This is a genomic window from Pseudophaeobacter arcticus DSM 23566 (assembly GCF_000473205.1).
Lineage (GTDB): Bacteria > Pseudomonadota > Alphaproteobacteria > Rhodobacterales > Rhodobacteraceae > Pseudophaeobacter > Pseudophaeobacter arcticus.
Genome location: NZ_KI421507.1, coordinates 3432824 through 3458057 on the forward strand (window position 1 = coordinate 3432824; position 25234 = coordinate 3458057).

Annotated in this window: 26 protein-coding genes, 1 tRNA gene and 1 pseudogene; 18 read left to right on the top strand and 10 right to left on the bottom strand. The window is 57.5% G+C overall.

Translation table 11 applies throughout. From position 1 onward, the window contains the following. Positions 1-4: 4 nt before the first annotated feature. From ARCT_RS0121050 to ARCT_RS0121085, 7 genes and pseudogenes are all read right to left on the bottom strand, one after another. Positions 5-1240, bottom strand: coding sequence for an efflux RND transporter periplasmic adaptor subunit (locus tag ARCT_RS0121050; RefSeq protein ID WP_027241845.1), 1236 nt, complete (start codon positions 1238-1240; stop codon positions 5-7). Positions 1241-1243: 3 nt separating this feature from the next. Then, positions 1244-3607, bottom strand: a complete 2364-nt coding sequence (locus ARCT_RS0121055; protein ID WP_036785256.1) for an ABC transporter permease — start codon at positions 3605-3607, stop codon at positions 1244-1246. Beyond that, on the bottom strand, positions 3604-4314 hold the full coding sequence (locus ARCT_RS0121060) for an ABC transporter ATP-binding protein (RefSeq protein WP_027241847.1): 711 nt from the start codon (positions 4312-4314) through the stop codon (positions 3604-3606). Before ARCT_RS0121060 ends, ARCT_RS0121055 begins: the two co-directional genes overlap by 4 nt. A gap of 109 nt (positions 4315-4423) precedes the next feature. Beyond that, positions 4424-5920 (bottom strand): glycosyltransferase, encoded by a 1497-nt coding sequence (locus ARCT_RS26675; RefSeq protein ID WP_051360935.1) that lies wholly within the window; start codon positions 5918-5920, stop codon positions 4424-4426. Next, complete coding sequence (locus ARCT_RS0121070; RefSeq protein ID WP_027241848.1) at positions 5917-7005, bottom strand: hypothetical protein; 1089 nt, start codon at positions 7003-7005, stop codon at positions 5917-5919. Before ARCT_RS0121070 ends, ARCT_RS26675 begins: the two co-directional genes overlap by 4 nt. 258 nt (positions 7006-7263) lie before the next feature. Next, positions 7264-7539: pseudogene (locus tag ARCT_RS27675) on the bottom strand (transposase); the annotation flags it as partial. Positions 7540-8058: 519 nt separating this feature from the next. Continuing rightward, entirely contained in the window at positions 8059-9189 is a 1131-nt protein-coding gene (locus ARCT_RS0121085) for a class I SAM-dependent methyltransferase (protein WP_051360937.1), read from the bottom strand. A gap of 219 nt (positions 9190-9408) precedes the next feature. Here ARCT_RS0121085 and rfbF point away from each other — a divergent pair, with 219 nt between their 5' ends. The 7 genes from rfbF (at position 9409) to eda (ending at position 15745) form a co-directional block, all read left to right on the top strand. Next, positions 9409-10182 carry a glucose-1-phosphate cytidylyltransferase gene (rfbF, locus tag ARCT_RS0121090; protein ID WP_027241851.1) on the top strand — a complete coding sequence of 258 codons (774 nt, stop codon included), beginning with the start codon at positions 9409-9411 and terminating at the stop codon, positions 10180-10182. 2 nt (positions 10183-10184) lie between these two features. Continuing rightward, complete coding sequence (gene rfbG, locus ARCT_RS0121095) at positions 10185-11231, top strand: CDP-glucose 4,6-dehydratase (RefSeq protein WP_036785259.1); 1047 nt, start codon at positions 10185-10187, stop codon at positions 11229-11231. Then, positions 11228-11776, top strand: a complete 549-nt coding sequence (gene rfbC / locus ARCT_RS0121100; protein WP_027241853.1) for a dTDP-4-dehydrorhamnose 3,5-epimerase — start codon at positions 11228-11230, stop codon at positions 11774-11776. The genes rfbG and rfbC overlap by 4 nt, the downstream gene beginning before the upstream one ends. Continuing rightward, positions 11773-12996 (top strand): class I SAM-dependent methyltransferase, encoded by a 1224-nt coding sequence (locus tag ARCT_RS0121105; RefSeq protein WP_027241854.1) that lies wholly within the window; start codon positions 11773-11775, stop codon positions 12994-12996. The genes rfbC and ARCT_RS0121105 overlap by 4 nt, the downstream gene beginning before the upstream one ends. Next, the gene (locus tag ARCT_RS0121110; protein ID WP_027241855.1) at positions 12993-13844 is read left to right on the top strand and encodes an NAD-dependent epimerase/dehydratase family protein; all 852 of its coding nucleotides are present in this window, start codon (positions 12993-12995) and stop codon (positions 13842-13844) included. Before ARCT_RS0121105 ends, ARCT_RS0121110 begins: the two co-directional genes overlap by 4 nt. A gap of 289 nt (positions 13845-14133) precedes the next feature. Then, the gene (locus tag ARCT_RS0121115) at positions 14134-14865 is read left to right on the top strand and encodes a FadR/GntR family transcriptional regulator (RefSeq protein WP_027241856.1); all 732 of its coding nucleotides are present in this window, start codon (positions 14134-14136) and stop codon (positions 14863-14865) included. 229 nt (positions 14866-15094) lie between these two features. After that, positions 15095-15745, top strand: coding sequence for a bifunctional 4-hydroxy-2-oxoglutarate aldolase/2-dehydro-3-deoxy-phosphogluconate aldolase (gene eda, locus ARCT_RS0121120; RefSeq protein WP_027241857.1), 651 nt, complete (start codon positions 15095-15097; stop codon positions 15743-15745). Between the two features lie 79 nt (positions 15746-15824). Here the strand turns inward: eda and ARCT_RS0121125 are convergent, their stop codons facing one another. Genes ARCT_RS0121125 through ARCT_RS28455 form a run of 3 tightly spaced genes read right to left on the bottom strand, consistent with a single transcriptional unit; the run spans position 15825 to position 17735 of the window. Then, the gene (locus tag ARCT_RS0121125) at positions 15825-16301 is read right to left on the bottom strand and encodes a DUF2948 family protein (RefSeq protein ID WP_027241858.1); all 477 of its coding nucleotides are present in this window, start codon (positions 16299-16301) and stop codon (positions 15825-15827) included. Positions 16302-16304: 3 nt separating this feature from the next. Beyond that, positions 16305-17573: a UDP-N-acetylglucosamine 1-carboxyvinyltransferase gene (murA, locus tag ARCT_RS0121130; RefSeq protein ID WP_027241859.1), complete on the bottom strand. Its 1269-nt coding sequence runs from the start codon at positions 17571-17573 to the stop codon at positions 16305-16307. 6 nt (positions 17574-17579) lie between these two features. Beyond that, a complete protein-coding gene (locus ARCT_RS28455; protein ID WP_169731221.1) occupies positions 17580-17735 on the bottom strand; it encodes a hypothetical protein in 156 nt (51 codons plus the stop codon). 83 nt (positions 17736-17818) lie between these two features. On the opposite strand from ARCT_RS28455, the gene ARCT_RS0121140 reads away from it, so the two are divergent. The 11 genes from ARCT_RS0121140 (at position 17819) to ARCT_RS0121190 (ending at position 25169) form a co-directional block, all read left to right on the top strand. Next, positions 17819-17893 (top strand) — tRNA-Thr (locus ARCT_RS0121140). 355 nt (positions 17894-18248) lie between these two features. Next, on the top strand, positions 18249-19553 hold the full coding sequence (gene hisD / locus ARCT_RS0121145; protein WP_027241860.1) for a histidinol dehydrogenase: 1305 nt from the start codon (positions 18249-18251) through the stop codon (positions 19551-19553). 375 nt (positions 19554-19928) lie between these two features. Beyond that, positions 19929-20408, top strand: coding sequence for a UPF0262 family protein (locus tag ARCT_RS0121150; protein ID WP_027241861.1), 480 nt, complete (start codon positions 19929-19931; stop codon positions 20406-20408). A gap of 3 nt (positions 20409-20411) precedes the next feature. Continuing rightward, positions 20412-20870: an arsenate-mycothiol transferase ArsC gene (locus ARCT_RS0121155; RefSeq protein WP_027241862.1), complete on the top strand. Its 459-nt coding sequence runs from the start codon at positions 20412-20414 to the stop codon at positions 20868-20870. Next, positions 20867-21277 carry a ketosteroid isomerase-related protein gene (locus tag ARCT_RS0121160; protein ID WP_027241863.1) on the top strand — a complete coding sequence of 137 codons (411 nt, stop codon included), beginning with the start codon at positions 20867-20869 and terminating at the stop codon, positions 21275-21277. The genes ARCT_RS0121155 and ARCT_RS0121160 overlap by 4 nt, the downstream gene beginning before the upstream one ends. After that, positions 21277-21888, top strand: coding sequence for a GNAT family protein (locus ARCT_RS0121165; RefSeq protein ID WP_154665412.1), 612 nt, complete (start codon positions 21277-21279; stop codon positions 21886-21888). Before ARCT_RS0121160 ends, ARCT_RS0121165 begins: the two co-directional genes overlap by 1 nt. Positions 21889-21972: 84 nt before the next feature. After that, the gene (locus ARCT_RS0121170; RefSeq protein ID WP_027241865.1) at positions 21973-22851 is read left to right on the top strand and encodes a carbon-nitrogen hydrolase family protein; all 879 of its coding nucleotides are present in this window, start codon (positions 21973-21975) and stop codon (positions 22849-22851) included. Between the two features lie 84 nt (positions 22852-22935). Next, entirely contained in the window at positions 22936-23154 is a 219-nt protein-coding gene (gene infA, locus ARCT_RS0121175; protein ID WP_005620785.1) for a translation initiation factor IF-1, read from the top strand. Positions 23155-23368: 214 nt separating this feature from the next. After that, positions 23369-23950 carry a Maf family protein gene (locus ARCT_RS0121180; RefSeq protein WP_027241866.1) on the top strand — a complete coding sequence of 194 codons (582 nt, stop codon included), beginning with the start codon at positions 23369-23371 and terminating at the stop codon, positions 23948-23950. Then, a complete protein-coding gene (locus ARCT_RS0121185; RefSeq protein WP_027241867.1) occupies positions 23947-24969 on the top strand; it encodes a ribonuclease E/G in 1023 nt (340 codons plus the stop codon). Before ARCT_RS0121180 ends, ARCT_RS0121185 begins: the two co-directional genes overlap by 4 nt. Then, positions 24966-25169: a DNA gyrase inhibitor YacG gene (locus ARCT_RS0121190; protein WP_027241868.1), complete on the top strand. Its 204-nt coding sequence runs from the start codon at positions 24966-24968 to the stop codon at positions 25167-25169. Before ARCT_RS0121185 ends, ARCT_RS0121190 begins: the two co-directional genes overlap by 4 nt. Positions 25170-25234: the final 65 nt, after the last annotated feature.

Genomic DNA, 25234 nt, shown 5'->3' on the forward strand with positions numbered 1-25234 from the left:
GCAGCTATTCGACAACACGTCGGGTAATCGCCGTACCGTCTTGGATTGCAGCAGAGGGGTAGATCACCACCTGCTCTCCTTCGGACAGGCCGCTGACCACCTGCGCCTGGGTGCCATTGTTGTGGCTGATTTCGACCTGCCGCTGGGTGGCAATGCCGTCAACCATAACAAAGACCGACCAGCTGTCACCCGCCCGGAACAAGGCGCTGGAAGGCACCCGCAGCACATCCTCTGCGCGCCAGACGATGATCAGGGTTTCAACCCGGTAGCCATGCCCCAACCCGGCCCGATCTTCAGCCGGGGAGGCCAGCGCAATCACTACAGGAACCCGCTGCTCCTCCACCCCCAGCGCCGAGACCTTGGTGACACCAAAGGGATCAATCCGCGAGACCTCTCCATGCAGGGTGGCCGTCCCGCCCCAGTCCTCGATCAACACCGGATCGCCGCGTGTGACCTGCACCGCATCTGATGAAATCAGGTCCACCACAATTTCCAGATCGCCTTCGATATCGCCGATCTCCATGATCGGTTCACCCGCAGGCAGGGTTGTGGCGCTTTGATGCATGACCTGCAAAATACGGCCACTGGCCGGGGCATAGAGCGGGATATCATCCTGCGGCTTGTCGCGCAGGGCGGCGCCAAGACCAAGATCCTCAAAACCAATGAGCTGCGCCTGTGCATTTGCGAGATCTGCTTCGCGGGTGCTGATTGCCGCCTCGGCCATCTGCACCTGGGCTTCGGAGATGCGAAACTCGCGCTTGGCCCGGTCATAGGCCGCCGGACTGGCAATATTGCGTTGCGCCAATTTCTCGGTGCGTTGCAGCTCGGTCTGGGCCAGATCACGGCTGGCTTCGGCGGCGCTCAGATCCGCATGGGCGCCACGCAGGGCCGCCTCTGCTGATCGCAACGCCGCCTGTGCCTGCTCCCGCGTCCGCAGATCCAGCGCAACAGGGTTGGTCGGCAACATCGTCACAATGACCGTCTCTCCGCGCACCACCGGGTCACCGGGGTTGACCTCAACCCGCTGCAACCGCCCGGCAACCGGGGTCGAGACCACATAGGGTTCGCTCACCCGGGTGCGACCTTCCTCATCAATGGAGATCTGTAGCGCCCCGCGGCTTACCTCTTGCAGATCCACCATCAAGGGGCGGGGCCAAAAGGCTGCCGCCAGGGCCGCCAACATCAGCCCCCCAACAAACAGCATCAATACCAGACGCGACTGTTTTTTTGCCTGTGCCATGGGTTACTCCCGTGTCTTTAATGCGTCGATCAGATCAGACCGGTCGAGATCACGCTTGACCAACCAGCCGGAAACCACTGCTGCGGTAAGAACCACAAGCATCGCCTGGCCATAGCTTACCGGGTCAAAGACAGCCGGGATCTGATATAGATCCGTTGAAAACCCCGCCGCGATACCAAATGAAAGATAATAGCCCAGCAGTGCCCCAACCGGCAGGGCAATCAATGTCACCACTGCCAGCTCTCCGAGCAGCACAAAAGCCGCCTCTCCCCTGCTGAAACCAATCACCCGCAGGCTGGCCAGATCGCGGGTCCGCTCTGCATAGGCGATACGGGCGGCGTTGTAGACAATGCCAAAGGTTATGACAAAAGCAATGGCTCCCATCACATAGCGCATAGCCCCAGCGCCGGTATTCATCACAACCATAAAGGCCTCGCGGGCCTCTTCTTTCAGGCTCACCCCCGCGACCGTGGGCATGTCCTGCAGGGTCTCGTAGATCGCGTCAGCCCTGGCCGCATCAATAGTGAGATAGGCCCCTGTCACCCGCCGCGGTTCCCGCAAGACCTGGTTCAGCGCCGTCAGATCCATATAGGCCGGCGCCCCCAGCAACGCCTGCGCCACCGAGGCAACGGGGATTTGCAAGACTGGTTGCCGTCCCTCCCGCACCTCAATGGTCAGCATCTCGCCCGCCTTAATATGTAAAATCTCAGCCAAGACACTGGACAGCACCACACCGGATTTGGGCATGTCGATTGCTGCCGTTTTTTCATCCAATGCCCGGTTCAAAACCGGATCCTGTGGCATTCCGGTGATGGCGCTACGATAGCTGTGCACCCCGTTGCGCAGCACCACCGGGACATGGCGCACCGGTTCGGCCCGCGACACGCCGACAATGCGCCGCAATTCAAACAGCGCCTTGTCGCTCACGGGTTGGGTGAAACTCACGCTGACGTCGCTGCGGTCCACAACCGAAAAGGTCAGATCAATGGTGCGGTCAAACCCCGCATAAATCGTGATCATCGCCACCGACAATCCCATGCCACAGGCAATGCCTATCATGGCTCCGGCCATGCGAACCGGCTGTCGGGTCAGGCGTCGCAGAACCATGCGGCTGGGCTGATCCAGCAGCGCCGCCAGGGTTTTGCCCAGGCCACGGGCCCGGCTGTAATCCGGCGGCGCAGGCGGGCGCATCGCGCTCGCAGGGGTCAGTGCAAAAACCTGCCGCAGCACCAAAAGCCCCCCTGCCGAAGCCGAAACCACACTCACCGTAACCCCCGTCACAAAGGAGGCAGGGTCGAGGCGAAAGACCAGAAAGGGAAATTTGAAATACAGGCTATAAATCCCGACCATCGCCCGCCCGCTGGCAATTCCAGCCAAACAGCCGATCAGTGCACCGCCCAGCGCGATGGCGAGGATCAGCTTGAAATAATGGCTCCCCACCTCAAAGTTGGTATAGCCAAAGGCTTTCATCAGGCCGATTTCCTCCCGCTCGGCTTGCACCATGCGACTGATGACGATGTAGAGCAGGAAAGCCGCCACCGCGAGAAAGATAGGCGGCACGCCCTTGGACGCCGCCGCCAGGCCAGAGATTTCTTCAGAGATGAACCGGTTCGAAAACTGGTCCGCCAGGGGATAGCCACCGCTGCCCCCGTAAGGCGCCATCAGGCGATCGCCGTGGTCCAGAATCGCCTCGACATTGGCCCCCCGCGTCAGCCCAAGCAGGGCTTCATTAAAGGCGCCCTCCAGGTCATAGGCGGCGGCAAGCCCCGAGCGGTGCATCCAGATCACCCCAAAGCGCGCATCATCGGGCACCAGTTCCCCCGGCGCGGTAACATAAAGAAACTCTGGGCTTTGCGCCAATCCGGTGATTTTAAACTGGCGCCGACTGCCGTTCATTGTCGCCGCCAATGTATCCCCCGGAAGCATATCATGCGCCTTGGCAAAACTCTGCAACAGAACAATTTCCTCGGTCCGGCCCAAAGCCGGAAACCGCCCGTGGGTGAGGTAAATGTCATTCAGCGCCGGACGCCTGCGCTCTGGCAGCGACAGCGCCTGGGCCTGCACCGGCAGGCTTTGGTCTGGCAGATCAATCAGGGCGCGCCCGGTGACCCGTGTTTCCACGGCGGCAACACCTGAGATTTGCGCCAGCTGAGAGGCCAGACGCTCCGGGGCGCGTTTCACCGGTACAAAGGCATCGACCAGCCGGTAGCGTTGGTAATAGGCCTCTCGCGTTTCCCCCAGCGAGGCAACCAGCCCTGTCATCATCACCAACATCATTACCCCAACGGCGATCACCATGCCGATCGCCAGGGCCTGGCCCTTGATGCGCCAAAGATCGCGCAGCAGTTTGCGGTCCAGCGGGCTCACCAGTGGATCTCTGAGGGGCTGATTTTTTCGCTATTCTCCACCACTTTGCGGATGCCCCCATCGGCAAAGTAGATCACCCGGTCCGCCATGGCAGCCGTATTGGCGTTATGCGTCACCATCAAAATGGTAGAGCCCATCTCAGCATTCACATCGCGCAGCACCTCTAACACGGCCCGTCCCGTCTGGCTGTCCAGCGCCCCGGTTGGTTCATCGCAGAACAAGACCTCCGGCCGTTTGGCAATAGCGCGGGCGATGGCCACCCGCTGCTGTTCCCCGCCTGAGAGCTGCGCCGGGAAATGATCCACCCGTTCGCGCAGCCCGACCAAGGCGAGGGCCTCATCAGGGTCCATCGGCTCTGCGGCAATTTCCGTCACCAGTTCGACATTTTCGCGCGCTGTCAGGCTGGGCATGAGATTATAGAATTGAAACACAAAGCCAACATGATCGCGCCGATAGCGTGTCAGCTGTGCATCCGTCATGTCGCTAAGACAGTGATCGCGAAAATAGACCTCTCCTGTGGTCCCCCGGTCGAGGCCGCCAATAATGTTCAGCAGGGTTGATTTCCCAGACCCGGACGGCCCCAGCAGAACGACGATATCGCCAGAGGGAATTTCCAAGTCAACGCCGCGCAGAGCATGCACCGCCGAATGGCCGCTGCCATAGACCTTGGTCAATCCGCTTGTACGAAAGGCTATTGAGCGCTGCATGGTTATGCCTTGTGTCTACGATCTGCCCATCCCGGCACCGCAGAGTGTAACGCCCTGCCCGCAGCCCGCAACTGCAGACAGAGCTAACGCCCGCACGTAAACCCCAAACTTAGCCGCGCGGCACCTGATAGGCTGCGGCCAACTGGACAAGATGCTCAGCCATCGAAGTTGGCCAGCGTGCGCCCTTCCAATAGGCCTCCAGATCCACCGCACCGGACAAAATGGCCTGCAACCGGGCCTGGAAGCTGGCAATGTCGCCGGCGCGGAAAATCATATCCGGACAATTGGACAGCTCTTGCGCGCCGCCCAAATCGCTGGTCAGCAGCGGGATATGGTTGGCATGCATTTCAATCGCCACCTGTGGCAGGTTGTCGTTCCACAGAACTGGGACCACACCCAGATCAATCCGGGACAGAATGTTGGGCAAATCATTCTGGGTAAAGCCGTCAAAATACTCCAACCCGGCCAGATTTTGCCCTAGTTCGGAAAGCTCTGCCATGGTCTGCGCATCCCCACGCCCGGCGGCAACCAGCAGCCGAACGCGTCTTGCCATAGGCGCGGGTAAAGCCTTGAGAGCCTTGAGAAGGAAGAAGAACCCCTTGTCTCGTCGCATATAGCCAAGATAGCCAAGGGTGATCACCTCCCCCGCCTGCACCGGCAGATCGCGCGGAGCCGTCCGGTCAAAGTTGCCCGCATGGGAGGTGCCAATATAAGAGGTCTGCAAGATATCAGACTGCAGCCCATAGCGGCGCGCAATCCCAGCGGTGAAATCCGAAACCGCCAGCACCCGATCACAGTGGGCGTTGATCAAAGAGACCATTTCTTCGCGCCGCCTGGCAAAGGGCGTTGGGCCTGTTGCCGGCAAGGTCTCGCCCGCGCGGGTGTCTGTGTCTGTGTCTGTTTTTTGCCAGGCACGGCGTATCGATTTGACCGTCATCGCAAGGCGCCTGCCCACCCGGATAGAGGGCTGATACAACAGTTGGAACATCCGGCTTTGAGGCGAGAAGCCGGCAGATTTCAACCGGTAAGCAAGCCCATGCGCAAGACGCAGTTGTTTCTGGTTATGGGCATGGGGCAAACACTGGCCGCACTTCTGCCCCGCTTTGAAATCCGTGCAGGTCTCGCGCTCCTGAAACCACAGGTTCACCTGCGGGCAAAAGGGATAATAATTGTGCAACGACAAGATGACCCGCGTCTGGGGCCAGCGTGATTTCAAGGCAAGCACCCGCGCAGGCAGACCTTCGAGATTGTTGAAATGCACAACGTCATAGGGGCCAGTGGCTGCGATAAAGTCGTAAAAACAGTCCTCAGTTGCCCTGTCTGAAATCTGGGCGTCGCTGCCAAATGAGAAATGTGCCGGCGACAAAACCGCTGAATTGACAATTTCATAGCGACGTTCGCGGTCTCGGGCCGGCCCATGGCGGCTTTGCTCCCACCGTGGCGGACGCCTGCGCAGATCATAAGAGATCCCCGCAGACAGAAAGACAGCCTCTATGTCGTCTTGCTGGTCCAGCGCCTGCAGGATGTTGCGCTGATACTGGGAAACCCCGCCGCCCCGGTTTTCTTCATCCAGATAATCGACCCAATTATAGTAGAGAATTCTCATGACGGCTTTGACCCTTTTGCAGAGAGTCTTGCCTCCAGCGTCTCCAGCCGCGCAACCAATGCTACGTTTTGCTTGTTCATCGTTTTGCGCAGCGCATCTATCTCTGCCAACAGCAGACCGGCAAAGAGCCAGCCATCAGAAGCGGGGCCTGCGTCCTGCACCGGCAGCTGCCCGCGAAATTGTTCCAATGTATCTGCAAACTCCGGCAGTTCCTGCGCCAGTTGATCCAAACCCCCAAGCGTCCGGGCGCGCACCTGTTCAAAGGCATCACCAGAGCGGGCGAAACCCTCAACCTGTTCCTCCTGAAAATAGCTGCTAAAGCGATCCCGCGTCGTATTTATGGCCCAGTCAGAGGCCCTGGAGTTTTGCAAAATTCGCACCACTTCGAGGGTCTCATCGTCAATGCGGGGGTTCGGATCCCCAGGTAAGAGGGTCAGGCCGTGATCTGGCATTTCAATACCAAAGATCGACAAAAAGTCGCGAAACAGCGCGTTGTCTTTGCGGCTCTCTTTGCTGTAGCGCCGCAGAATTATTGACTGAGCACCAAACAACGAAATCCACGGCCGCAAAGCCAGGGCATAGTCGTAGTGCACGGGTTCGATCGACTGCGAGATCGCTGCATTGAAGGAGGGCGTTTTGCAGCCCATCTTGACCAACTGGTTATACCAGGACCTCAGGTGGCTCTCTGGCGCCCTCAGATAGGCAATGACTTTGATGTCGATATCCGGTGCCGTTTCCACGATCTGCTTCAGGTCTGCAACCGCCTGAGGAAAACACCCCAAACGCATCAGCTCTTCGGTACTTACGATCATGCGAGACCGCTTGCTGGCGCGCAGCTCTTCAAACAGCGCTGCCCAGACCTGTTGCGGCGTCTCGGGTTTGGCGTAGCCATGCAACAAATCTTTCACCCCTGCGGCCTGATACAGGCTAAAGGCCAGGTCGGAGTGTTTGGAGTATTCTTGTTTGGTCTTCGCATAGAGCAGATCGTGCTGCCTCAGCAGTTTTGGGTTCAGATACAAGAATTCCTGAATGGCCGTCGTACCGGTTTTGAAGTGACCGATGTGGAGAAATAAAGTCTTGCGCATAGCCTCATCAGTTACTGTAAGTCCGTTAAAAGGACCAGTCGCTCTCAGGGGCTTTTTCCCCCTCACCCACAGGCTGTCAAGCCCAAGCCTTTTTTCCAGTCTCCCCCCCTTACTTCAAGGGTCGCAAGCCGCACAGTTTTCTTTGTGGGTCGTTTTTCTTTGTGCGTCGTTCGCAATTTGGTCGGGTCCGTAAACGCGCTGGCGGCAACTGCAGACAGGCCCGGCACGGTCAAGCCCCCAACCACGCCATAGCCGTGACCGCAGATCCTTCACCTCAGGCGATGTCGCCTGACGCGCTGTGTCGCCGGAAAGACGACGCTTTCCAGCCTCAAGGAATTCCTTCGACCAAGTGTAATACAGGCTGTCAGAGATACCCTCGCGGCGACATAACGCCGAGATGCTTTCCTCCCCGCGCAATCCGGCCAAAACAATGCGAATCTTCTCCTCCGCTGAATAGGTCTGGCGGGTCTTGCGGCGGATGTTTTTGACCAGCTTGTCAGCTGCGTCTTTCGATGTTCCGGGCGTCTTGTTCAAATCCTCAAATCTGTCCCACAGGTGCTGACGTCAGACAACATTCGGGAAACACCACGGATGAAACAAAGTCCAACCCTGCGAAGGTCTTTGAAACCGGGAACGAAGCCGCCCCCTACAATGACCTTTTCAACCACGCGCGGTCTGTTCCCCTCGCCTTTTTTGCCACTTTGGAAACGGTAAAAGACAGAGGCGGCTATACCCAGGCTGAGGTCGGTTATCGGACCTGGGATAAATATACTCTTCAAATGGCGGCCAAACGCAAACTGCCTTTTGAGGGTGTCAAAGCCATCCTGCAAGACGACTCCAAGCGAACAAACACAACACAACACAAGACCTTACGGCTCTGCTTGAAGACCTCCCCAAACTGAAACACACGCCCAAAGAAATGTGGGGCCGTGCCACCGAAGTCTTGAGAAGCTTGCGTCTGAATGGCGTCGGGGCTGGAAACGAAAATACGATCCTGACCGAAGACCAAGCCTGGCGCGCGGTCAAACTGAAGGCCCGCGCACAGGGGTGATGCTAGCCGTTTAGAACACGCACTTCAGCGGCCCAACCCATGTCCTGTATTTGCTGCCGAATTTCGTCTTCGTAGTTCGGATTCATGATGATCACGGTACCAACGCCACGAGACTTTGCCGTCTCTGGCGAAACGATCATGGTGCCGCTAACCGGCATGAAGCACCCCTGTTTGGCGACATTCAGGTCAATCACACAGTCAATGGGCGCGTTCTCGGCAGTGTTGAACAAGAGTGAAAAGGTAACCCCTTTTGAGGCCCCGCCCCAAAGCGCAACGGGCGCAATTGCCCTGCGGCCCTCAAAGTACGTGGTCCATTCCGCCATCATCTGACGTTTGTTTTCCAGGTAGTTCAGGCCCAATTGTCCCGAGGGTTCCGCAGGCTTTGCTTGAACTGGTGTTTCTGGGGTCCGCGCCGCAATCCACATGTATTGACCATCATAGACCGGCTCCACATCGCACTCCAAACCCTGCTGAGCCAGGAGAAAACGGATGGAGTCCGGCGTATAGATAGAACAATGCTCGTAGAAGAAATCCTGAAATGCAGTGTGCTCCAGGATCCAGTTCGCGTCTGGCGTTTCGATAAATAGCGTCCGCCCCGGCGCCAGAGCCGCCGCCAAGGCTGTTGCAAAATTCTGGACATCCGCCACATGTTCTATCGTGTGCCGGGAGCAAACCACATTGGCCTCGGCAGGAATCTGATCTGTATTTTGCGGCGAGAAAAAGTTACGATAGACCTTGGCTCCATCCGGCAACTTGTCTTCTCCGGTAAAGGAAGGATCAAACCCTGTCGCCGATTTCATCCGCCCACCAGCCCGCTTGTGAACCAGGCTCAGAAAGTCGCCTTCGCCGCATCCGATCTCAACATAGTGGATATCTGTACCCTCAGGCACGGATGCGATGACACGATCCGCCATCGCATCCAGATGTGCCAAGTAATAGGCTGAGGAAGTGACGTCATTGTTGTAGGTTTCATCGTAAGAGATCCGAGCAGGGTCAAAAGAGGCGTTCCACACAAAGCTGCAGTTGGCACAGCGGACCATAGTGATTGCACCTTGCGGAAATGCGACCGCTTCAGCCTGTGTCGGGAGTGCTACATTTTGCAAAGACGGGATATTGGGGCGTTCATCGAGCAACAGGTTGCTTTCAATGTTTGCACAAACGGGGCACGGACAGGCACTAGCTGATGTCATTTTGTCCTCTTGTTTTACTGATCACAGCGCTGTTATTGATGCACAGTCGTTGAATTTGCTATGTAAATTTTCTTGGTTTGAAACCGTTCACTTGAGATGAGTTACATCATCTTTACGCGTTCCAGTTGCCCTTACCTATGCGAAAAATGAGAAATGTAAAATATGACAAAAGCAGTAATTTTGGCTGGTGGGCTGGGCACTCGGATCAGCGAAGAGTCCCACATGCGCCCCAAACCTATGATCGAAATCGGTGGGCGACCCATTTTGTGGCACATCATGAAGATCTACTCGCATTTTGGCGTCAATGACTTTGTGATCTGCTGTGGCTATCGCGGCTATATGATAAAAGAGTATTTTGCGAATTATTTCTTGCACATGTCGGATGTTACCTTCGACATGTCAAACAATCAAATGCACGTGCATAATCAGCGCTCAGAGCCCTGGAAAGTCACTCTTGTTGACACTGGTGAGCACACCCAAACCGGCGGCCGCGTAAAGCGAATTCGCGACCATCTGGATGATACATTCTGCCTGACCTATGGCGATGGCTTGAGCAACATCAACATTGCCGATCTGATCGCCTTTCACAAAAGTGAGGGGCGCGTTGCCACGATCTCAGCGGTTCAACCAGAAGGCCGTTTTGGCTCGCTGGAAATCGTAGGCACAAAAATCAACCGTTTTCTCGAAAAACCCAAGGGTGATGGTCAGTGGGTCAGCGGTGGCTTTATGGTTTGCGAGCCAGAGCTGTTGGACCATATTGAAGGTGATGCAACCATTCTGGAACAGGGTCCGCTGATGGGTCTGGCCGACAAAGGCCAGCTCTCCGTCCGCAAGCACGATGGGTTTTGGGCCGCGATGGATACGCTACGGGATCGAAATGCGCTGGAAGCGATGTGGGCTGACAAGAAAAACGCCCCCTGGCGGGTCTGGGCGTAAACATGTCTGATTTCTGGCAGGGCAAGCGCGTTTTTCTTACCGGGCACACCGGCTTCAAAGGCAGCTGGATGGCGCTGTGGCTGTCCCAGATGGGGGCACAGGTCACGGGCTACGCGCTGCCCCCTGACACCGAACTGGCTTTGTTTGACCAGTTTGACATTGCCAGCCGCACCCATAGTCAGTTTGGCGATATCAATTCTTACGATGCCCTGCGCGCTGCTGTGGACGCAGCAAAGCCTGATATTGTCTTTCACTTGGCCGCCCAGTCGCTGGTGCTGCGCGGCTACAGCGACACGCTTACGACATGGCAAACAAATGTCATGGGAACAGCAAACCTATTCGAAGCTCTTCGCGTTCTAAAGCGCCCGGCAACTGTGATCGCGATCACCACAGACAAAGTGTATCGAAACAACGAAACCAATCATGCCTTCGTCGAGGATGATCCGCTTGGCGGGATTGATCCCTACAGCGCCTCCAAGGCCGGTTCTGAACTGGTCATCAACAGCTACAGATCTGTATTTTCGCAAGAAAAACACCAAATTAGATTAGCATCAGCGCGGGCTGGCAACGTAATTGGCGGCGGGGATTGGTGTGAAAACCGTCTGGTTCCTGACATCGCCCGCGCACTGATTGCACAAAAGCCCCTGCTGACCCGCAATCCCAATGCCGTACGTCCCTGGCAACATGTGCTGGAACCCTTGGCCGGCTACATGCAATTGGCGGAGCTCTTACATGCCGATCCGCAGTTTGCTGATGCCTATAACTTTGGCCCAGACATCACTGACAACCGCACGGTTCAGGATGTCATCATAGAAGCGCTCAAATCCTGGCCGGGAACCTACGCGCCAACACCTAACAGCGACATGCCACATGAAGCCAATCTGTTGATGTTGAATATCGACAAAGCCAAAAATAAACTGGGCTGGGCACCGCGCTGGAACTTTGAAACAGCGGTATCTAAAACCATGCAGTGGTATCGCCAAACCCATGAAGGGGCGGACCCTGTTGACCTGTCTTTGGGCCAGATTGCAGAGTTCACCCGCTCATGAAAATCATGCCTCTCTCGATCGCGGGTGCCTACCATATTGTGCCCGAAAAACGTGGGGACAACCGCGGAGCCTTTGCCCGACTGTTTTGCACAGACCGCTTTGACGCGGCTGGGCTGAATACCAAATGGGTGCAGATGAATCTGTCCCGCAGTTCGCAACAAGGCACAGTGCGCGGCCTGCACTTTCAGCGCCCTCCGTTCAGCGAGATCAAGCTGGTGCGCGCAGTTACTGGCAGGGTCTATGATGTCGTGGTTGACCTGCGTGAGGGGTCAAAGACCTATGGTGCGCATTGTGGCGTGACCTTAGACAGCGACCAGATGGACACTCTCTATATTCCGCAGGGCTGCGCCCACGGATTTCAAACGCTGACCGATAATGTGGAATTACATTACATGCATTCGGCGCCTTATGCTCCTGATCACGAAGACGGCGTGCGGTTTGACGATCCGACACTTGCAATTCGCTGGCCGCTGTCCGTCACCGAAACATCGCCGCGCGATCGCGCGCTTCCTCTTCTCTCAGATATGAAGCCGTTAATCCTATGAAATGTCGCCATTGTAGCACTGATTTGTCGCTGAAGTTTTTGGACCTGGGTTACGCGCCCCCCTCGAACGACTACCTGTCTGCCGATGACTTGAACAAGCCAGAGGTCACCTACCCTTTGCGTGTCTTGACCTGCACCAAGTGTTGGTTGGTCCAGACCGAAGACTATGCCGCACATGATGCCTTGTTTCGCGAGGACTACGCCTATTTTTCCTCGACCTCCAAGGGCTGGCTTGCCCACGCAGAGCAGTACTGCGCGCAGATGACCAAAAGATTGGGGTTGAATGACAGTAGTTTTGTTGTCGAGCTGGCCTCAAACGATGGCTACTTGCTGAAAAACTTTGTCGCCAAAGGCGTCCCCTGTCTGGGTGTGGAGCCGACCCGTTCGACCGCAGAGGCGGCTGAGGCATTGGGGATCCCGGTGCTGCAAGAGTTCTTTGGTGCGGATTTGGGACGCAAACTTGCCCAAACAGGCCCCAAGGCGGATCTGATCTTGGGCAACAACGTCTATGCCCATGTGCCCGACATCAACGACTTTACCCGAGGTGTTGCTGAACTTCTGGCCGACGACGGCGTGGTTACGTTTGAATTCCCGCATCTCGGACGGCTGATACAGCACAACCAGTTCGACACCGTCTATCACGAGCATTTTTCCTATCTCGCGCTGCATCCAGTCTGCAGTATTTTCAAAGCCGCCGGCCTAAGGGTCTTTGATGTGGAAGAACTGCCAACGCATGGTGGCAGCCTGCGCGTCTTCGGCTGCCTGGACAGTGCATCTCATGTTGCGACGCAGAATGTCACAAAGATTTTGTCCGAAGAAGTTGACGCAGGCCTTTTGAATGAAGACACCTATCGCGGCTTTCAAGACCGGGCCGAGAAGGTCAAAAATGGCCTGTTGCGGTTTTTGCTGGACGCCAAAGCAGAGGGTAAAACCGTCGTCGGGTACGGGGCGGCTGCAAAGGGCAACACGCTGCTGAATTTCTGCGGTGTGGGGCCGGATCTGATCCCCTTCATCAGTGATGCTGCCCCCTCCAAAATCGGAAAATTCATGCCCGGAAGCCATATTCCGATCAAAGCTCCCGCCGCATTGGCCGCAGCCCAGCCCGACTACATTTTGATTTTACCCTGGAATATCGCGGATGAAATCATGACGCAAAACAAAGCCTTGGCACAGAACGGCAGCATGTTTGTTATTGCCGTACCCGAGCTCAAGCTCACGTGACACCGCGCGTTCTCATAACCGGGGCGACGGGCTTTGTTGGTCGCCAGATCCTTGCGGCTTGTGTTGCCCGCAAGGTGAACATGCGATTGGTGGTCAGAGCGGGATGGCAGGACAAACTGGGTGACCTACCAGACACTTGCGAAATTGTAGAAGTAGAAGATCTTTTTGCCCAGAGTGCCGATTGGTGGGCCGCGACCCTAACGGGGATCGACACCCTCATTCATTCCGCATGGTATACCGAACCCGGAAAATATTTGACCTCGCCCAAGAACACCGAATGCCTGATCGGAACACTGCAAATGGCGCGCGGCGCCGTGCAAGCAGGCCTGCGCCGGTTTGTCGGGGTCGGCACCTGTATCGAATACCAGTTGGGGCCCAAAATCCTCACGCCCGAGACAGCTCTGGTGCCCAGCACGCCCTATGGTCAGGCCAAAGCCGCCGCATTTCACGCCCTAAGCGGATTGTTTGGCGAAACCAAAACCGAGTTCCTGTGGTGCCGTCTCTTCCAACCCTATGGCGAAGGAGAGCATGCACAACGGTTGTACCCGTATTTGCACAACCGCTTGTCAGCCGGCAAAACCGTTACCTTGGGGTCCGGCAGAGAGGTGCGCGACTTTATTGATGTCAAAACCGCCGGAGCAAATATTTTTGATGCGGCGCGCGGCAAAGACGTCGGCGCGATCAACATCTGCACCGGCATCCCAAAGTCAGTCCGTGAGTTTGCCACGGAAGTTGCCCAGATATATGGTCGACCTGACCTGTTGAAATTTGGAGCGCTGGAAAGCAGTGCAAGCGATTGGGACCATATTGTCGGCCAGCCATACCAGCCCGATGTACCAGATTCATAACGTCGGAATTGCCGAATACCTATGCCGACGAAGCACCCGTTTGGTTAGCCAACAGTTTGTCAGTTTGGAGGCTTGGGCAAATCGTTGGGCTGAAGCCACGGGTGAGGAATAGCTCCCATCGACGGGTCCACAGGATGCATATCCACGACTGGATGCGCCAAGGGGACGCAAGCCACTGACCAGTGGTCTCTCTTGTAGGAATCGGCCAACCTGTATTATAGGTATATAGCCACATGGATTTGCTGCGTCGCTGTCAATTCAGAACATACCAAAAAAGAGGGCCGCCAAGATGGGTGAATTTGAGACCCTGGATCGTCGTCCACTTTATGCGCGGGTAGCGGACAGTATCCTGAGCCTGATCGCCGAAGGCGGGTTGCGACCCGGGGATGAGCTGCCCTCTGAGGCCGAGCTTTGTGACCGCGCCGGTGTCAGCCGGGTTGTGGTCCGCGGCGCGCTTGCACATCTTGCGGGCGCTGGACACATCAAGATTGCCAATGGCCGCAAGGCCCAGGTCACTGCCATCAACCCGGACATCCTTGCCAGCACCTTTCGTCAGGGCCTGGCGACCGACCAGTTTTCAGTTGGCAAAGTGATCGAACTCCGCCGGGGCATAGAAGGGGCTACAGCCGGTCTTGCTGCGCAAAACCGAACAGAGAAACAGGTGGAAACCCTGGCCACGCTTTGTGATCAGATGGCGCAGACCCAGGACACTCCTGAAGTCTTTGCCGATCTCGACTATCTGTTTCACCTCACCATTGCCGAGGCGACGGACAACCCACTTTATGTCTATATCGTCACGCCGCTGCGCAGCGTCATCACACAATCAATCACCGCAGGCCATCTGGCGCAGCCCTCCGAGCTGGCACAACGCCGGATCTTGGCGGATCACCGCGCCATTCTAAAAGCCATCGCGGAACGCAATCCTGAGGCCGCTACAAAGGCAATGCAGGCGCATTTTTCAGCCGCGAGCGAGGCGCTGCAGCAAAGCAAGGCTGCCCCAACCGCAGGGCCGACACCATGACTGATGCTGCCCCCAAACCGATGGATCTTCGGCATTTTGGCGCCCCGGTTTTTGAACTCTCCCGGCTGGGAACAGACTGTCTCTGCCCCGGCATTGGTGGAGGTGACTTAAATGCAGCTATGGCAGTGCCCCGCACCGGAGCTTTGAGTCCGGTTGAAATGGTCGGCGCTGTCGCGTCCTTGCCGACAGGTGAGACTATTCTGCCCCCTATGCAAAAAGGTGATACATGATGAAACATAATTCAGAAGCCGCGCAGAAAAAGACCCGTGAGGTCTGCGAACTGGCGCCAATCATGCCCGTTCTGGTGGTGCGGGATGCCGCAAATGCCGCCGCCCTGGCCAAGGCCCTGATCACCGGCGGCCTACCCGCGCTGGAGGTCACCTTGCGCACCCCGGCGGCCCTGGATGTTATCGCGGAGATGTCCAAAGTCCCCGGCGGCGTTGTCGGCGCAGGGACCCTGATCACCCCGCAGGACGTGCGAGAGGCCAAAGCCGCCGGCGCTGTGTTTGGCGTTTCCCCCGGTGCCACGGATGCGCTGATAGAGGCCTGCCTTGCGGAGGATCTCCCCCTGTTGCCCGGCGCCGCTACCGCAAGCGAAGCCATGCGTCTGCTTGAGCGGGGTTTCACAACACAAAAGTTTTTCCCAGCCGAGGCCTCTGGTGGCGCCCCCGCGCTCAAGGCAATTGGCGCCCCCTTGCCGCAGATCCACTTTTGCCCAACAGGCGGCATCAGCCTGTCGAACGCCAAGGACTATCTCACTCTCTCCAATGTTCTGTGTGCAGGTGGCAGCTGGGTGGCCCCGGATACGCTGGTCACGGCCCAGGCCTGGGATGAAATTGAGGCTTTGGCCCGCGAGGCAAAGCAGCTCCTGTCCGACTAAGCGGGCGCAGGTCCGGCGCCTGCATGAAAGGGTATTCGCAAATGGAGCGGCGGCGGGCCCCCCGCCTGCCCCTTCACCACTAATCGTGGTGAGTCGGGGCTTGTTTTGAGGGGGCCAGATAGGGGCGGGTTACATCGCGCAGGCTCACCTCCAGTGTCTCAACAGCCAAACGGATGCTGCCGTCCCCTGCCAAGGTCAGCCGTACATGGCCGGCGCCATCCTCGCCGGGCTCAAAATGCACCGAGAGCAGCGATAGAATTGTATCTTTGTCGCCGCGATCAATCCCCTGCGAGGCAACCCCCAGAACCCCGTCGATGACCAACAGGGACTGAACCCGCTCAAAAGGACGTCCGCGTTTTTCCGCACTGGAAATATCCTCCCAGCGAAACCGGTTGAGCAGGAGCGCAAAGCGGTGCTCCCTGGCACGCCAACTCATCTCGCTGATGGGAAAGACCGCATCCTGTACAAGCGTCGAGACCACCTGCAGATCCTCGGCGCTCAGCGCACCAAGGTTCAGCGGGGCCTCGCGCCCGTCGTGAAAGCGCGCGTCAGACATCGGTCAGTTCCCCTTAATACGTTCGATCTGGGCGCCAACACCCGAGAATTTACGCACCACCTGCTCGTAGCCACGATCCAGGTGATAGACCCGATTGACAATGGTTTCTCCCTCTGCGGCGAGACCCGCCAGGATCAACGAGACCGAGGCCCGCAGATCGGTGGCCATGACCGGCGCGCCTTTCAGGTGGTCAACGCCCGTCACCGTGGCGAGCCCCCCCTGTACGTCGATCTTTGCCCCCATGCGGATCAGCTCAGGCGCGTGCATAAAGCGGTTCTCAAAGATTTTTTCCTCCAGCACACTGGTGCCATCGGCGGTGCACATCAGGGCCATCATCTGGGCCTGCAGGTCGGTAGGGAAGCCTGGAAAGGGTTCGGTGGTGACGTTCACCGCTTTGACACGATCTCCCCGGCGCTTGACCTTCAGGCCCGCCTTGGTCTCGGAAACATCAACACCAGCCTCGTCCAGTTTCTCGACAAAGGCGCCAATCAGATCTAGGCGCCCCCCCAGCAGCTCGACCTCGCCACCACAAATCACCGGTGCCAGCATATAGGTGCCCAGTTCAATCCGGTCAGTGACCACCGGATGCGTCGCCCCATGTAGGCGGTCCACCCCCTGAATGGTGATGTCCTGGCTGCCGGCCCCCTCGATCTGGGCGCCCATTTTCTTCAAGCACTCTGCCAGGTCAACAATCTCGGGCTCGCGCGCGGCGTTTTTGATCACCGTAGTGCCCTTGGCCAGGGTGGCCGCCATCATGATGTTTTCCGTGGCCCCAACAGAGGCAAAACCCAGCTCTATCACCGCCCCTTTCAAACCGCGTGGCGCCTTGGCGTGCAGATAGCCGTCTTTCAGTTCAATTTCGGCGCCCAGCGCTTCAAGGCCATGAATATGCAAATCCATCGGGCGAGCGCCAATAGCACAACCGCCCGGCAGGGAAACCACGGCCTGCCCAAGGCGGGCCAGCATCGGCCCCAACACCAGGTTGGAGGCCCGCATCTTGCGAACGATCTCGTAGTCGGCGACATGGTTGTCGATAGTATGGCTCGACAGCGCCTGAACCTGGCCCTCCTGCAGGCTGGAGACTTCCGCCCCCAGGGATTGCAGCAGCTCGGTCATTGTTGCGATATCGCTGAGCCGTGGCGCATTGGTCAGTGTCAGCGGTTCCTCGCTGAGCAGGGTCGCGGGCATCAGGGCGAGGCAAGCATTTTTTGCCCCGGCGATTGGGATCTGGCCGCTCAGGGGGCCGTTACCTTTTACCAAAATCGAATCCATCTGCCTCTACCTTTCCGACTCTTCGGTCGTTGTGTTCTGTTTCACTGCGCGCGCCTTGGCCTGCGCCTTGCGGCGCGCCATATTGGCCTTCAACGAGGCTTTGAGCCGGTCCTCACGCCGAGAGGTGGCTTGGCTCGATTTCTGTGGTTTTTTCTCTGCCATAAACCTTCTGTAACTTAGTGAGAAAAAACCGTCCAGAAGCTCTTGCGCCCTTCAGCGTTTATCCCTAAAAGCCCCCTCACGGCGCTGCTGTAGCTCAGAGGTAGAGCACTCCCTTGGTAAGGGAGAGGTCGAGAGTTCGATTCTCTCCAGCAGCACCAGGTTAACCCCCTGAAATTGATATTTTTCTATGACATAGCAGAAAAATACCACCTCTCTGTTATGTGAAGATGGGACATCATGGGTCTAAGAATACCGCACCCGGCGCCGATCAAAAACAGGTATTCAAAACAGGTATTCCCTGTGAGTCGCCGCGCCAGCGGACCTCGCCAAGGCTATTACAAGGTCCGCTCAGCACGATCCCGGCAGGCGGCGCGCTCCCATCAGTGAGAATCGCCAAACTGGTGCGAGCCCCTCTCCTCCCCCCCCATGGCAAACTGTTGCAGGTTACATCCTAGCGCTTGTCGCAGGGCCATTGGGGCGATATGTCGGCCATAACAGCCAGAGAGAACCGATATGCCCGTTTTTCTAGACACTTCTGACGCAGATTTTGAAACCGCCTTTGTCAGGCTGCTCAATGCCAAACGCGAAGACAGCCCGGATGTAGACGCCGCTGTCGCTGAGATCATTGCTGATGTACGCAGCCGCGGTGATGCTGCGGTGCTTGAGCTCACGGCGAAGTTTGATCGCCTGGAACTTACAGCAGACCAGCTGGCCATTTCGGAATCCGAAGTGGATGCCGCCATCGCCAGCGTGTCACCGCAAGAACGTGCCGCGCTTGAACTGGCCGCAGATCGTATTCGCGCCTATCACGCGCGGCAAATGCCGACGGATGCGCAATGGAATGATGCTTCAGGAGCCACATTGGGCTGGCGCTGGTCGCCGGTTTCGGCGGCAGGGCTTTATGTTCCCGGCGGGCTTGCCTCCTATCCCTCCTCAGTGTTGATGAATGCGATTCCGGCACAGGTGGCTGGGGTCGCGCGCCTGGCCATCACTGTGCCAGCGCCAGATGGTGAACTAAACCCACTGGTCCTGTTGGCTGCGCGACTGTCCGGCGTCACCGAGATCTACCGAATTGGTGGCGCCCAGGCGATTGCCGCACTGGCCTATGGCACCAAAACCATCGCGCCAGTGGACAAAATTACCGGCCCGGGCAATGCCTTTGTCGCCGCCGCCAAGAGACGCGTTTTTGGCAAGGTTGGCATCGACATGATTGCCGGCCCTTCCGAGATTCTGGTCATCGCCGATAAGAACAATACCCCTGACTGGATCGCGCTGGATTTGTTGAGCCAGGCAGAGCACGATGAAAGCGCACAATCGCTGTTGATCACTGACGACGCTGATTTTGGTCGCGCTGTAGCCACCGCAGTTGAGGACCGTCTAAAAACGCTGGACCGCCGCAAGATAGCAGGTGCCAGCTGGCGTGACTTTGGTGCCGTGATCACGGTTCGTGATCTGGACGAGGCGGCCGCTCTCTCCAATCGTATTGCCCCCGAGCACCTGGAGCTTTGTGTTGCTGACCCGCAAGCGCTGAGCCTCAAAACCATCCATGCCGGGGCCATTTTCCTTGGCCAGTACACTCCAGAAGCCATTGGCGATTATGTCGGCGGCCCCAACCACGTCTTGCCAACGGCCCGCTCGGCCCGTTTCTCTTCGGGACTTTCAGTGATGGATTTTGTCAAACGCACGACGCTCAGCCAGATGACCCCGGCTGCTTTGCATGCCATTGGTCCTGCGGCCGAAGTTCTCGCAAAAAGTGAGCGGCTGGAGGCTCATGGCCTCTCAGTAACCGCCCGACTAGAAGCCTTGAATGCAAGATAAGAGAAACAAAAGCAGGGGCGCTGCCCCTCTTGGCCTGGGGCCAATTCACCCCGGGATATTTGGAGCCAAATGAAACCTAACCACCTCTCGGTTATACGCGCGCGCAAACCGAGAGGCTTCACTTGGCGCGGTCATCGGCGTCCCCGCCTGTACCGCACCCCAAGCCTAAAGGCAGAGACTGCATTTTTTCCAGCTTCATTTGGCCTAAAATATCCTCGCCGAAGGCAAAATAACTTTTTTAACGCTATCTTTTCGCGGCATTTTTGATCGATTTCTTTTGTCCAGGCACCTATTCGGGTGACTGTGTATTTGCCCCGGGCCACGCCATGGATTAGAGAGAATGTTAAACCGCTTTTCCAGCAGAGACCAAAGCCCATGAGCCGCATCAGCCAAATCGAGTTGGACGACAGCAATCTGCCACCGCCTACGGCGGAGATCGAGCAGGAGCGAAAAGTAGCGATTTTTGACCTAATCGAGGAAAACTCCTTCACGCTGCCTTCGCGCGCAGATCGCCCTGTTGTCGATGGGCCCTATCATCTGGGCCTTGCCATTCGTGAAAAACGCTTGGTGTTTGACCTGCAAACCGAGGCCGGACAAAAGGCAGCAGAATTCCATCTGTCGCTCTCGCCTTTCCGGCAGGTGGTGAAAGACTATTACCAGATCTGCGAAAGCTACTTCTCGGCTGTAAAAACCCTGCCTCCCAGTCAGATCGAAACCATCGATATGGCGCGACGGGGCATTCACAACGAAGGCAGCCGGGTTCTGCAGGAGCGCCTGGAAGGCAAGGCGGAAGTCGATACTGATACCGCCCGCCGTCTCTTTACGCTCATTTGTGTGCTGCATTTTGGGGGGTGATGGGTGAGCGAGTTGCCGCAGTCCGTATTGTTCTGCTGTGATCACAATGCGGTCCGCTCGCCTATGGCTGAGGGGATCATGAAAAAATTCTATGGCACCGGCACCTATGTGCAGTCCGTGGGCGTCAAGAATGATCTTGAGATTGACGGGTTTTGCGTTGCTGTCTGTCAAGAAATCGATGTGGAACTGTCACGTCATCGATCACGCTCTTTTGACGAGATGGAGCAATGGGGGGATGATCTTTCGTCCTTTGACCTGGTGATTGCCCTCTCGCCTGCCAGCCAGCGTCGCGCGCTGGAATTGACGCGGGTCTTTCACCTGGATGTTGAATACTGGCCGATTATGGATCCCACCGGGCTTGGCGAGACCCGTGAGGCCAAGCTGGACAGCTATCGGCAGACTCGTGACCAGATTATCCAGCAGCTGACGTCGCGCTGGGGAGAAGCTACGGAGATCATATGACCCAGACCATTGCCCGCTATTTTTCTGCCTTTAATGCAGGTGATATCACCACCATGCTGGACTGTCTGTCCGAAACGGTCTCGCATCATGTAAACGAGGGTGAAATCCGCCAGGGCAAAGAACGTTTTGCCGAATTCTGCGCCCATATGAGCCGCTGCTACAAAGAAGAATTGACGGATATTGTACTGTTTGGCTCTGAAGATGGCGCCCGTGCGGCGGCCGAATTCACCGTCAATGGAACCTACCTTGAAAGTGACGAGGGGCTACCTGAAGCCAAAGGGCAGACCTACTGCCTGCCTGGTGGATCTTTCTTTGAACTGCAGGATGGGAAAATCACCCGCGTCACCACGTATTACAATCTCGCCGACTGGATGGCGCAGGTTTCTGGCACATCTGACCGGGCCTGATTGTGCCTGTGAGTGCTGTTCGTCTTGAAATTCTGACCGGGGCGGCGCTGGAGGCCGCTTTGCCAGAACTTGCCAGGCTTCGGATCGCGGTGTTTCGGGACTGGCCCTACCTGTATGATGGCGATCTGAGCTACGAAGAAGCCTACCTGCAAAGCTACCGAAACAGCCAGGAGGCCATCGTTGTTGGCGCGTTTGATAGCGGCACTCTCGTCGGCGCGTCGACCGGCACCCCACTGGCGGATCATGCTGAGGATTTTGCCACAGCTTTTGCGGGCAGCGGATTTGATCTGAATGCTGTTTTTTACTGCGCCGAATCGGTGCTGCTCGCCCCTTACCGGGGGCAGGGTCTGGGGCATGGTTTTTTTGACGCCCGCGAATCCCACGCCCGCGCCCGTGGCTATTCTGTTTCAGCCTTTTGCAGCGTTTTGCGCCCCAGCGATCACCCAATGAGATCGAAAAACTACGCGCCGCTGGATCCCTTCTGGCGCAGGCGTGGCTACGCGCCACTTGCAGGGGTTGTTGCGCGGTTTTCCTGGAAAGATCTCGACAGCGCCTGTGCAACAGATAAATCGCTGCAATTCTGGGCGCGAGATCTGACCGCAACGCCTTGAGGTGCAGATCCCCCAAAGGGAGTTGCCATTTCTTTCCTGGTCTGGCCAGTTGTAGCAAATCACCATGAGCAAGGACCTGACCCCATGAAAATCGCCACCGCAGCCTACCCGCTTGATTGGCTCGACAGCTGGGCACAGTACGAGGACAAGCTTGTGTCCTGGGTGGCAGATGCTGCTGGGCAGGGCGCTGATCTTTTGGTCTTTCCTGAATATGGCGCGATGGAGCTGTCGACCCTGGACGGCGCCGGTGTGGCTGCGGATTTGCAAGCCTCAATCACCTCTGTGTCCGACCGTATGGGCGAAGTGGCGGCGCTGCATCAAAAGCTCGCTGCTGACTATAACGTATATATTCTAGGGGCTTCGGCTCCGGTGCAGGCTGGGTTTGATTTGCCGGTAAACCGGGCCGAATTTTACAGCCCCTGTGGTGCCCGGGACCATCAGGATAAGCAGATCATGACCATGTTTGAACGTGATCCCTGGCAAATCGGCGGCGGTGGACCGCTGAAACTGTTTGATACCGCCCTCGGCAAGATTGGAGTTTTGATCTGCTATGACAGCGAATTTCCACTTCTCGGGCGGGCTTTGGCAGACGCAGATATTATCCTGGTGCCCTCCTGTACCGAGGCCCTGGCAGGCTATTGGCGGGTCCGGATTGGCGCCATGTCACGCGCGCTTGAAGGGCAATGTGTTACGGCGCAGGCCTCGGTTATTGGCACCGCGCCCTGGTCGACTTCGGTGGAGGTCAATGTCGGCATGGGAGGCATCTTTGGGCCACCTGATACCGGCTTTCCTGCAACCGGGGTAATTGCCGAGGGAGCGCTAGGTCAGCCAGGCTGGACCCTGGCGGAGGTTGACCTGAAAACCATTGCAGATGTGCGTGCCGCAGGCGTGGTGCGCAATCGCAGCCATTGGCCGGAACAGGAGCAGAGGATAAAAACCTCTAGAATCCTTCTGAAGCCGTGATTGCGCCCTTGAAATATTGGGAAAATAGGCTCATTTAGTCCCAGTTCCCGCAGCTAGGCGGGCGAATGTGAATATGGAGACAACATGGCCAAGGAAGATACGCTCGAATTTCCCGGTGTCGTGAAGGAACTCCTGCCTAATGCGACGTTTCGGGTCGAGCTGGAAAACGGCCATGAGATCATCGCACATACGGCAGGCAAGATGCGCAAGAACCGCATCCGTGTTCTGGCTGGCGACCGGGTACAGGTGGAAATGACCCCCTATGACCTGACAAAGGGTCGGATCAATTATCGCTTTAAGTAAGCTGTTGATCCGCCAATTGAACCAAAGCCCGGCCATTGTGCCGGGCTTTTGTGTGTGAAAGCGGCTTTTGGCCACTGCCTCCCGTCGTGGTGCACAGCCGCCCATTCGGCGGTGGGACGGAAATATTCAGCGGAAAGATGAAGCCCAGGGCTGGCTCTTTCTTGTTTGAGTTTTCCGCTTTATGACGGGGTTAAATGGAAAAGGGGCCAGAGCGATGGCATTTATTCTGGGATCAGGCAGCCCGCGACGGCTAGAGCTTTTGGCGCAGCTGGGCATTGTACCCGATGCAGTGCGTCCGCCGGATATTGACGAGACGCCTGCGGCACGGGAACTCCCACGTGCCTATTGCACCCGCGTAACCCGCGAAAAAGTGGGCGCGGTCCCTGCCGGGGCTGATGACCTGGTGCTATGTGCCGATACCACTGTTGCTTTGGGCCGCCGCATTTTGGGAAAACCTGAGGATGCCGGACAGGCCGCCGAGTTTCTGTTGGCCCTGGCGGGGCGTCGCCACCAGGTGATCACCGCAGTTGCCCTGCGTCGCGGCGCGCAGATCTGGCAGCGTTCGGTCGTGAGCCAAGTCAAAATGAAGCGCCTTTCCGACGCCGAATTGAACGCCTATCTCGCCAGCAATGACTGGCAGGGAAAGGCCGGAGGATATGCTATTCAGGGCCTGGCCGGAGCCTTTATTCCCTGGATCAGCGGCTCCTTTACCGGAATCGTTGGCCTGCCTCTGGCAGAGACCGCAAATATGCTGCAGGCCGCTGGCTGCCAGCTTTACAAGGAGGCCGCCGCATGAAGGGTCGCTCAATCATTCTGGACCATATTCAAGGTCGCGAAGCCGCCGCTCTAATGCTGGATGGAAAACTTGATGACTTTCTGATCGACGGCGATGCGCCGCTGCCGGGCACCATCTACCGGGCCCGGGCAGACCGCCCGGTCAAAGGCCAGGGCGGCATGTTCCTCTCCACCCCGGATGGTCCCGCCTTTTTGCGCCAGGTCAAGGGCTTGGCACCAGGGCAGATGCTGCTGGTGCAGGTTTCTGGCTATGCGGAGCCCGGCAAGGCCATCCCCGTAACCCAGAAGCTGTTGTTCAAAAGCCGGTATGCCATTGCCACTCCCGGCGCCCCGGGGATCAATATTTCCCGCGCCATTCGCGATGAGGAAGAACGCGACAGATTGCTGGAGATCGCCCATGGCGCCCTTGACGGTGCCAGCTATGGCATGATCCTGCGCTCGGCCTGTGCCGGTGCGGATGCGGATGACGTGGCTGAAGACATCGCGGCCATGGCAGATCTGGCGGCGCAGGTGCTTGCAGATGCAGAGGGCGAGATGGAGGTTCTGACCGAAGGCGATGGCCCCCACCTGCGGGCCTGGCGTGAGTGGTCGGAACCCGCAGAAGTGTTCCGTGAAGCAGGCGATTTTGAACGCCACGGCGTTCTTGATGCGCTGGATGTGACGCTCACCATTCGCGAATCGCTTCCCGGCGGTGGCCATCTGTTTATCGAACCGACACGGGCCCTGGTGGCTGTGGATGTGAACACCGGCAGCGACACCTCTCTGGCCGCCGGAACCAAAGCAAATATCGCCTGTGCAAAACTCCTGCCCCGCGCCCTGCGCCTACGCGGCCTTGCGGGTCAAATTGTGATTGATGTCGCCCCCATGCCCAAAAAGGACCGCAGCACCTTTGAGAGCGCCCTGCGCGCGGCCCTGCGCGCAGATAGCGAAGAAACAACCATGGTGGGATGGACCAATCTGGGCAATTTTGAGCTGCAGCGCAAACGCGCCCGCGTTGTGCTGTCAGAGCTGCTGTCATGAGCTGCCCGATCTGCGGGCTTGAGACCAAGCAGGCCCATCGCCCGTTCTGCTCAAAACGCTGCGCCGATCTGGATTTGGCCAAGTGGTTGAATGGCAGTTATTCCATTCCCAGCGACAACCCAGAAGACGTTGAAAACGCACTGAAAGAAGTGGAAGAAGCAGAAGCCAAGTCTGCCGGTACTCTGCCAACACAGCATTAGTGTTTTTCTTTTAAAAACCCTCTGGACACCATCGCACGGACGTCATAGAAGGCCCACACCCAAGG

Coding starts and splice junctions, on each gene's coding strand:
- ARCT_RS0121160 (WP_027241863.1), top strand. CDS start 20,867: ATGACCCAGACCATTGCCCGCTATTTTTCTGCCTTTAATGCAGGTGAT.
- ARCT_RS0121190 (WP_027241868.1), top strand. CDS start 24,966: ATGAGCTGCCCGATCTGCGGGCTTGAGACCAAGCAGGCCCATCGCCCG.
- eda (WP_027241857.1), top strand. CDS start 15,095: ATGAAACATAATTCAGAAGCCGCGCAGAAAAAGACCCGTGAGGTCTGC.
- ARCT_RS0121050 (WP_027241845.1), bottom strand. CDS start 1,240: ATGGCACAGGCAAAAAAACAGTCGCGTCTGGTATTGATGCTGTTTGTT.
- rfbC (WP_027241853.1), top strand. CDS start 11,228: ATGAAAATCATGCCTCTCTCGATCGCGGGTGCCTACCATATTGTGCCC.
- ARCT_RS0121125 (WP_027241858.1), bottom strand. CDS start 16,301: ATGTCTGACGCGCGCTTTCACGACGGGCGCGAGGCCCCGCTGAACCTT.
- ARCT_RS0121150 (WP_027241861.1), top strand. CDS start 19,929: ATGAGCCGCATCAGCCAAATCGAGTTGGACGACAGCAATCTGCCACCG.
- infA (WP_005620785.1), top strand. CDS start 22,936: ATGGCCAAGGAAGATACGCTCGAATTTCCCGGTGTCGTGAAGGAACTC.
- ARCT_RS0121105 (WP_027241854.1), top strand. CDS start 11,773: ATGAAATGTCGCCATTGTAGCACTGATTTGTCGCTGAAGTTTTTGGAC.
- ARCT_RS28455 (WP_169731221.1), bottom strand. CDS start 17,735: ATGGCAGAGAAAAAACCACAGAAATCGAGCCAAGCCACCTCTCGGCGT.
- ARCT_RS0121115 (WP_027241856.1), top strand. CDS start 14,134: ATGGGTGAATTTGAGACCCTGGATCGTCGTCCACTTTATGCGCGGGTA.
- ARCT_RS0121180 (WP_027241866.1), top strand. CDS start 23,369: ATGGCATTTATTCTGGGATCAGGCAGCCCGCGACGGCTAGAGCTTTTG.
- ARCT_RS26675 (WP_051360935.1), bottom strand. CDS start 5,920: ATGAGAATTCTCTACTATAATTGGGTCGATTATCTGGATGAAGAAAAC.
- hisD (WP_027241860.1), top strand. CDS start 18,249: ATGCCCGTTTTTCTAGACACTTCTGACGCAGATTTTGAAACCGCCTTT.
- ARCT_RS0121060 (WP_027241847.1), bottom strand. CDS start 4,314: ATGCAGCGCTCAATAGCCTTTCGTACAAGCGGATTGACCAAGGTCTAT.
- ARCT_RS0121070 (WP_027241848.1), bottom strand. CDS start 7,005: ATGCGCAAGACTTTATTTCTCCACATCGGTCACTTCAAAACCGGTACG.
- ARCT_RS0121185 (WP_027241867.1), top strand. CDS start 23,947: ATGAAGGGTCGCTCAATCATTCTGGACCATATTCAAGGTCGCGAAGCC.
- rfbG (WP_036785259.1), top strand. CDS start 10,185: ATGTCTGATTTCTGGCAGGGCAAGCGCGTTTTTCTTACCGGGCACACC.
- rfbF (WP_027241851.1), top strand. CDS start 9,409: ATGACAAAAGCAGTAATTTTGGCTGGTGGGCTGGGCACTCGGATCAGC.
- ARCT_RS0121170 (WP_027241865.1), top strand. CDS start 21,973: ATGAAAATCGCCACCGCAGCCTACCCGCTTGATTGGCTCGACAGCTGG.
- murA (WP_027241859.1), bottom strand. CDS start 17,573: ATGGATTCGATTTTGGTAAAAGGTAACGGCCCCCTGAGCGGCCAGATC.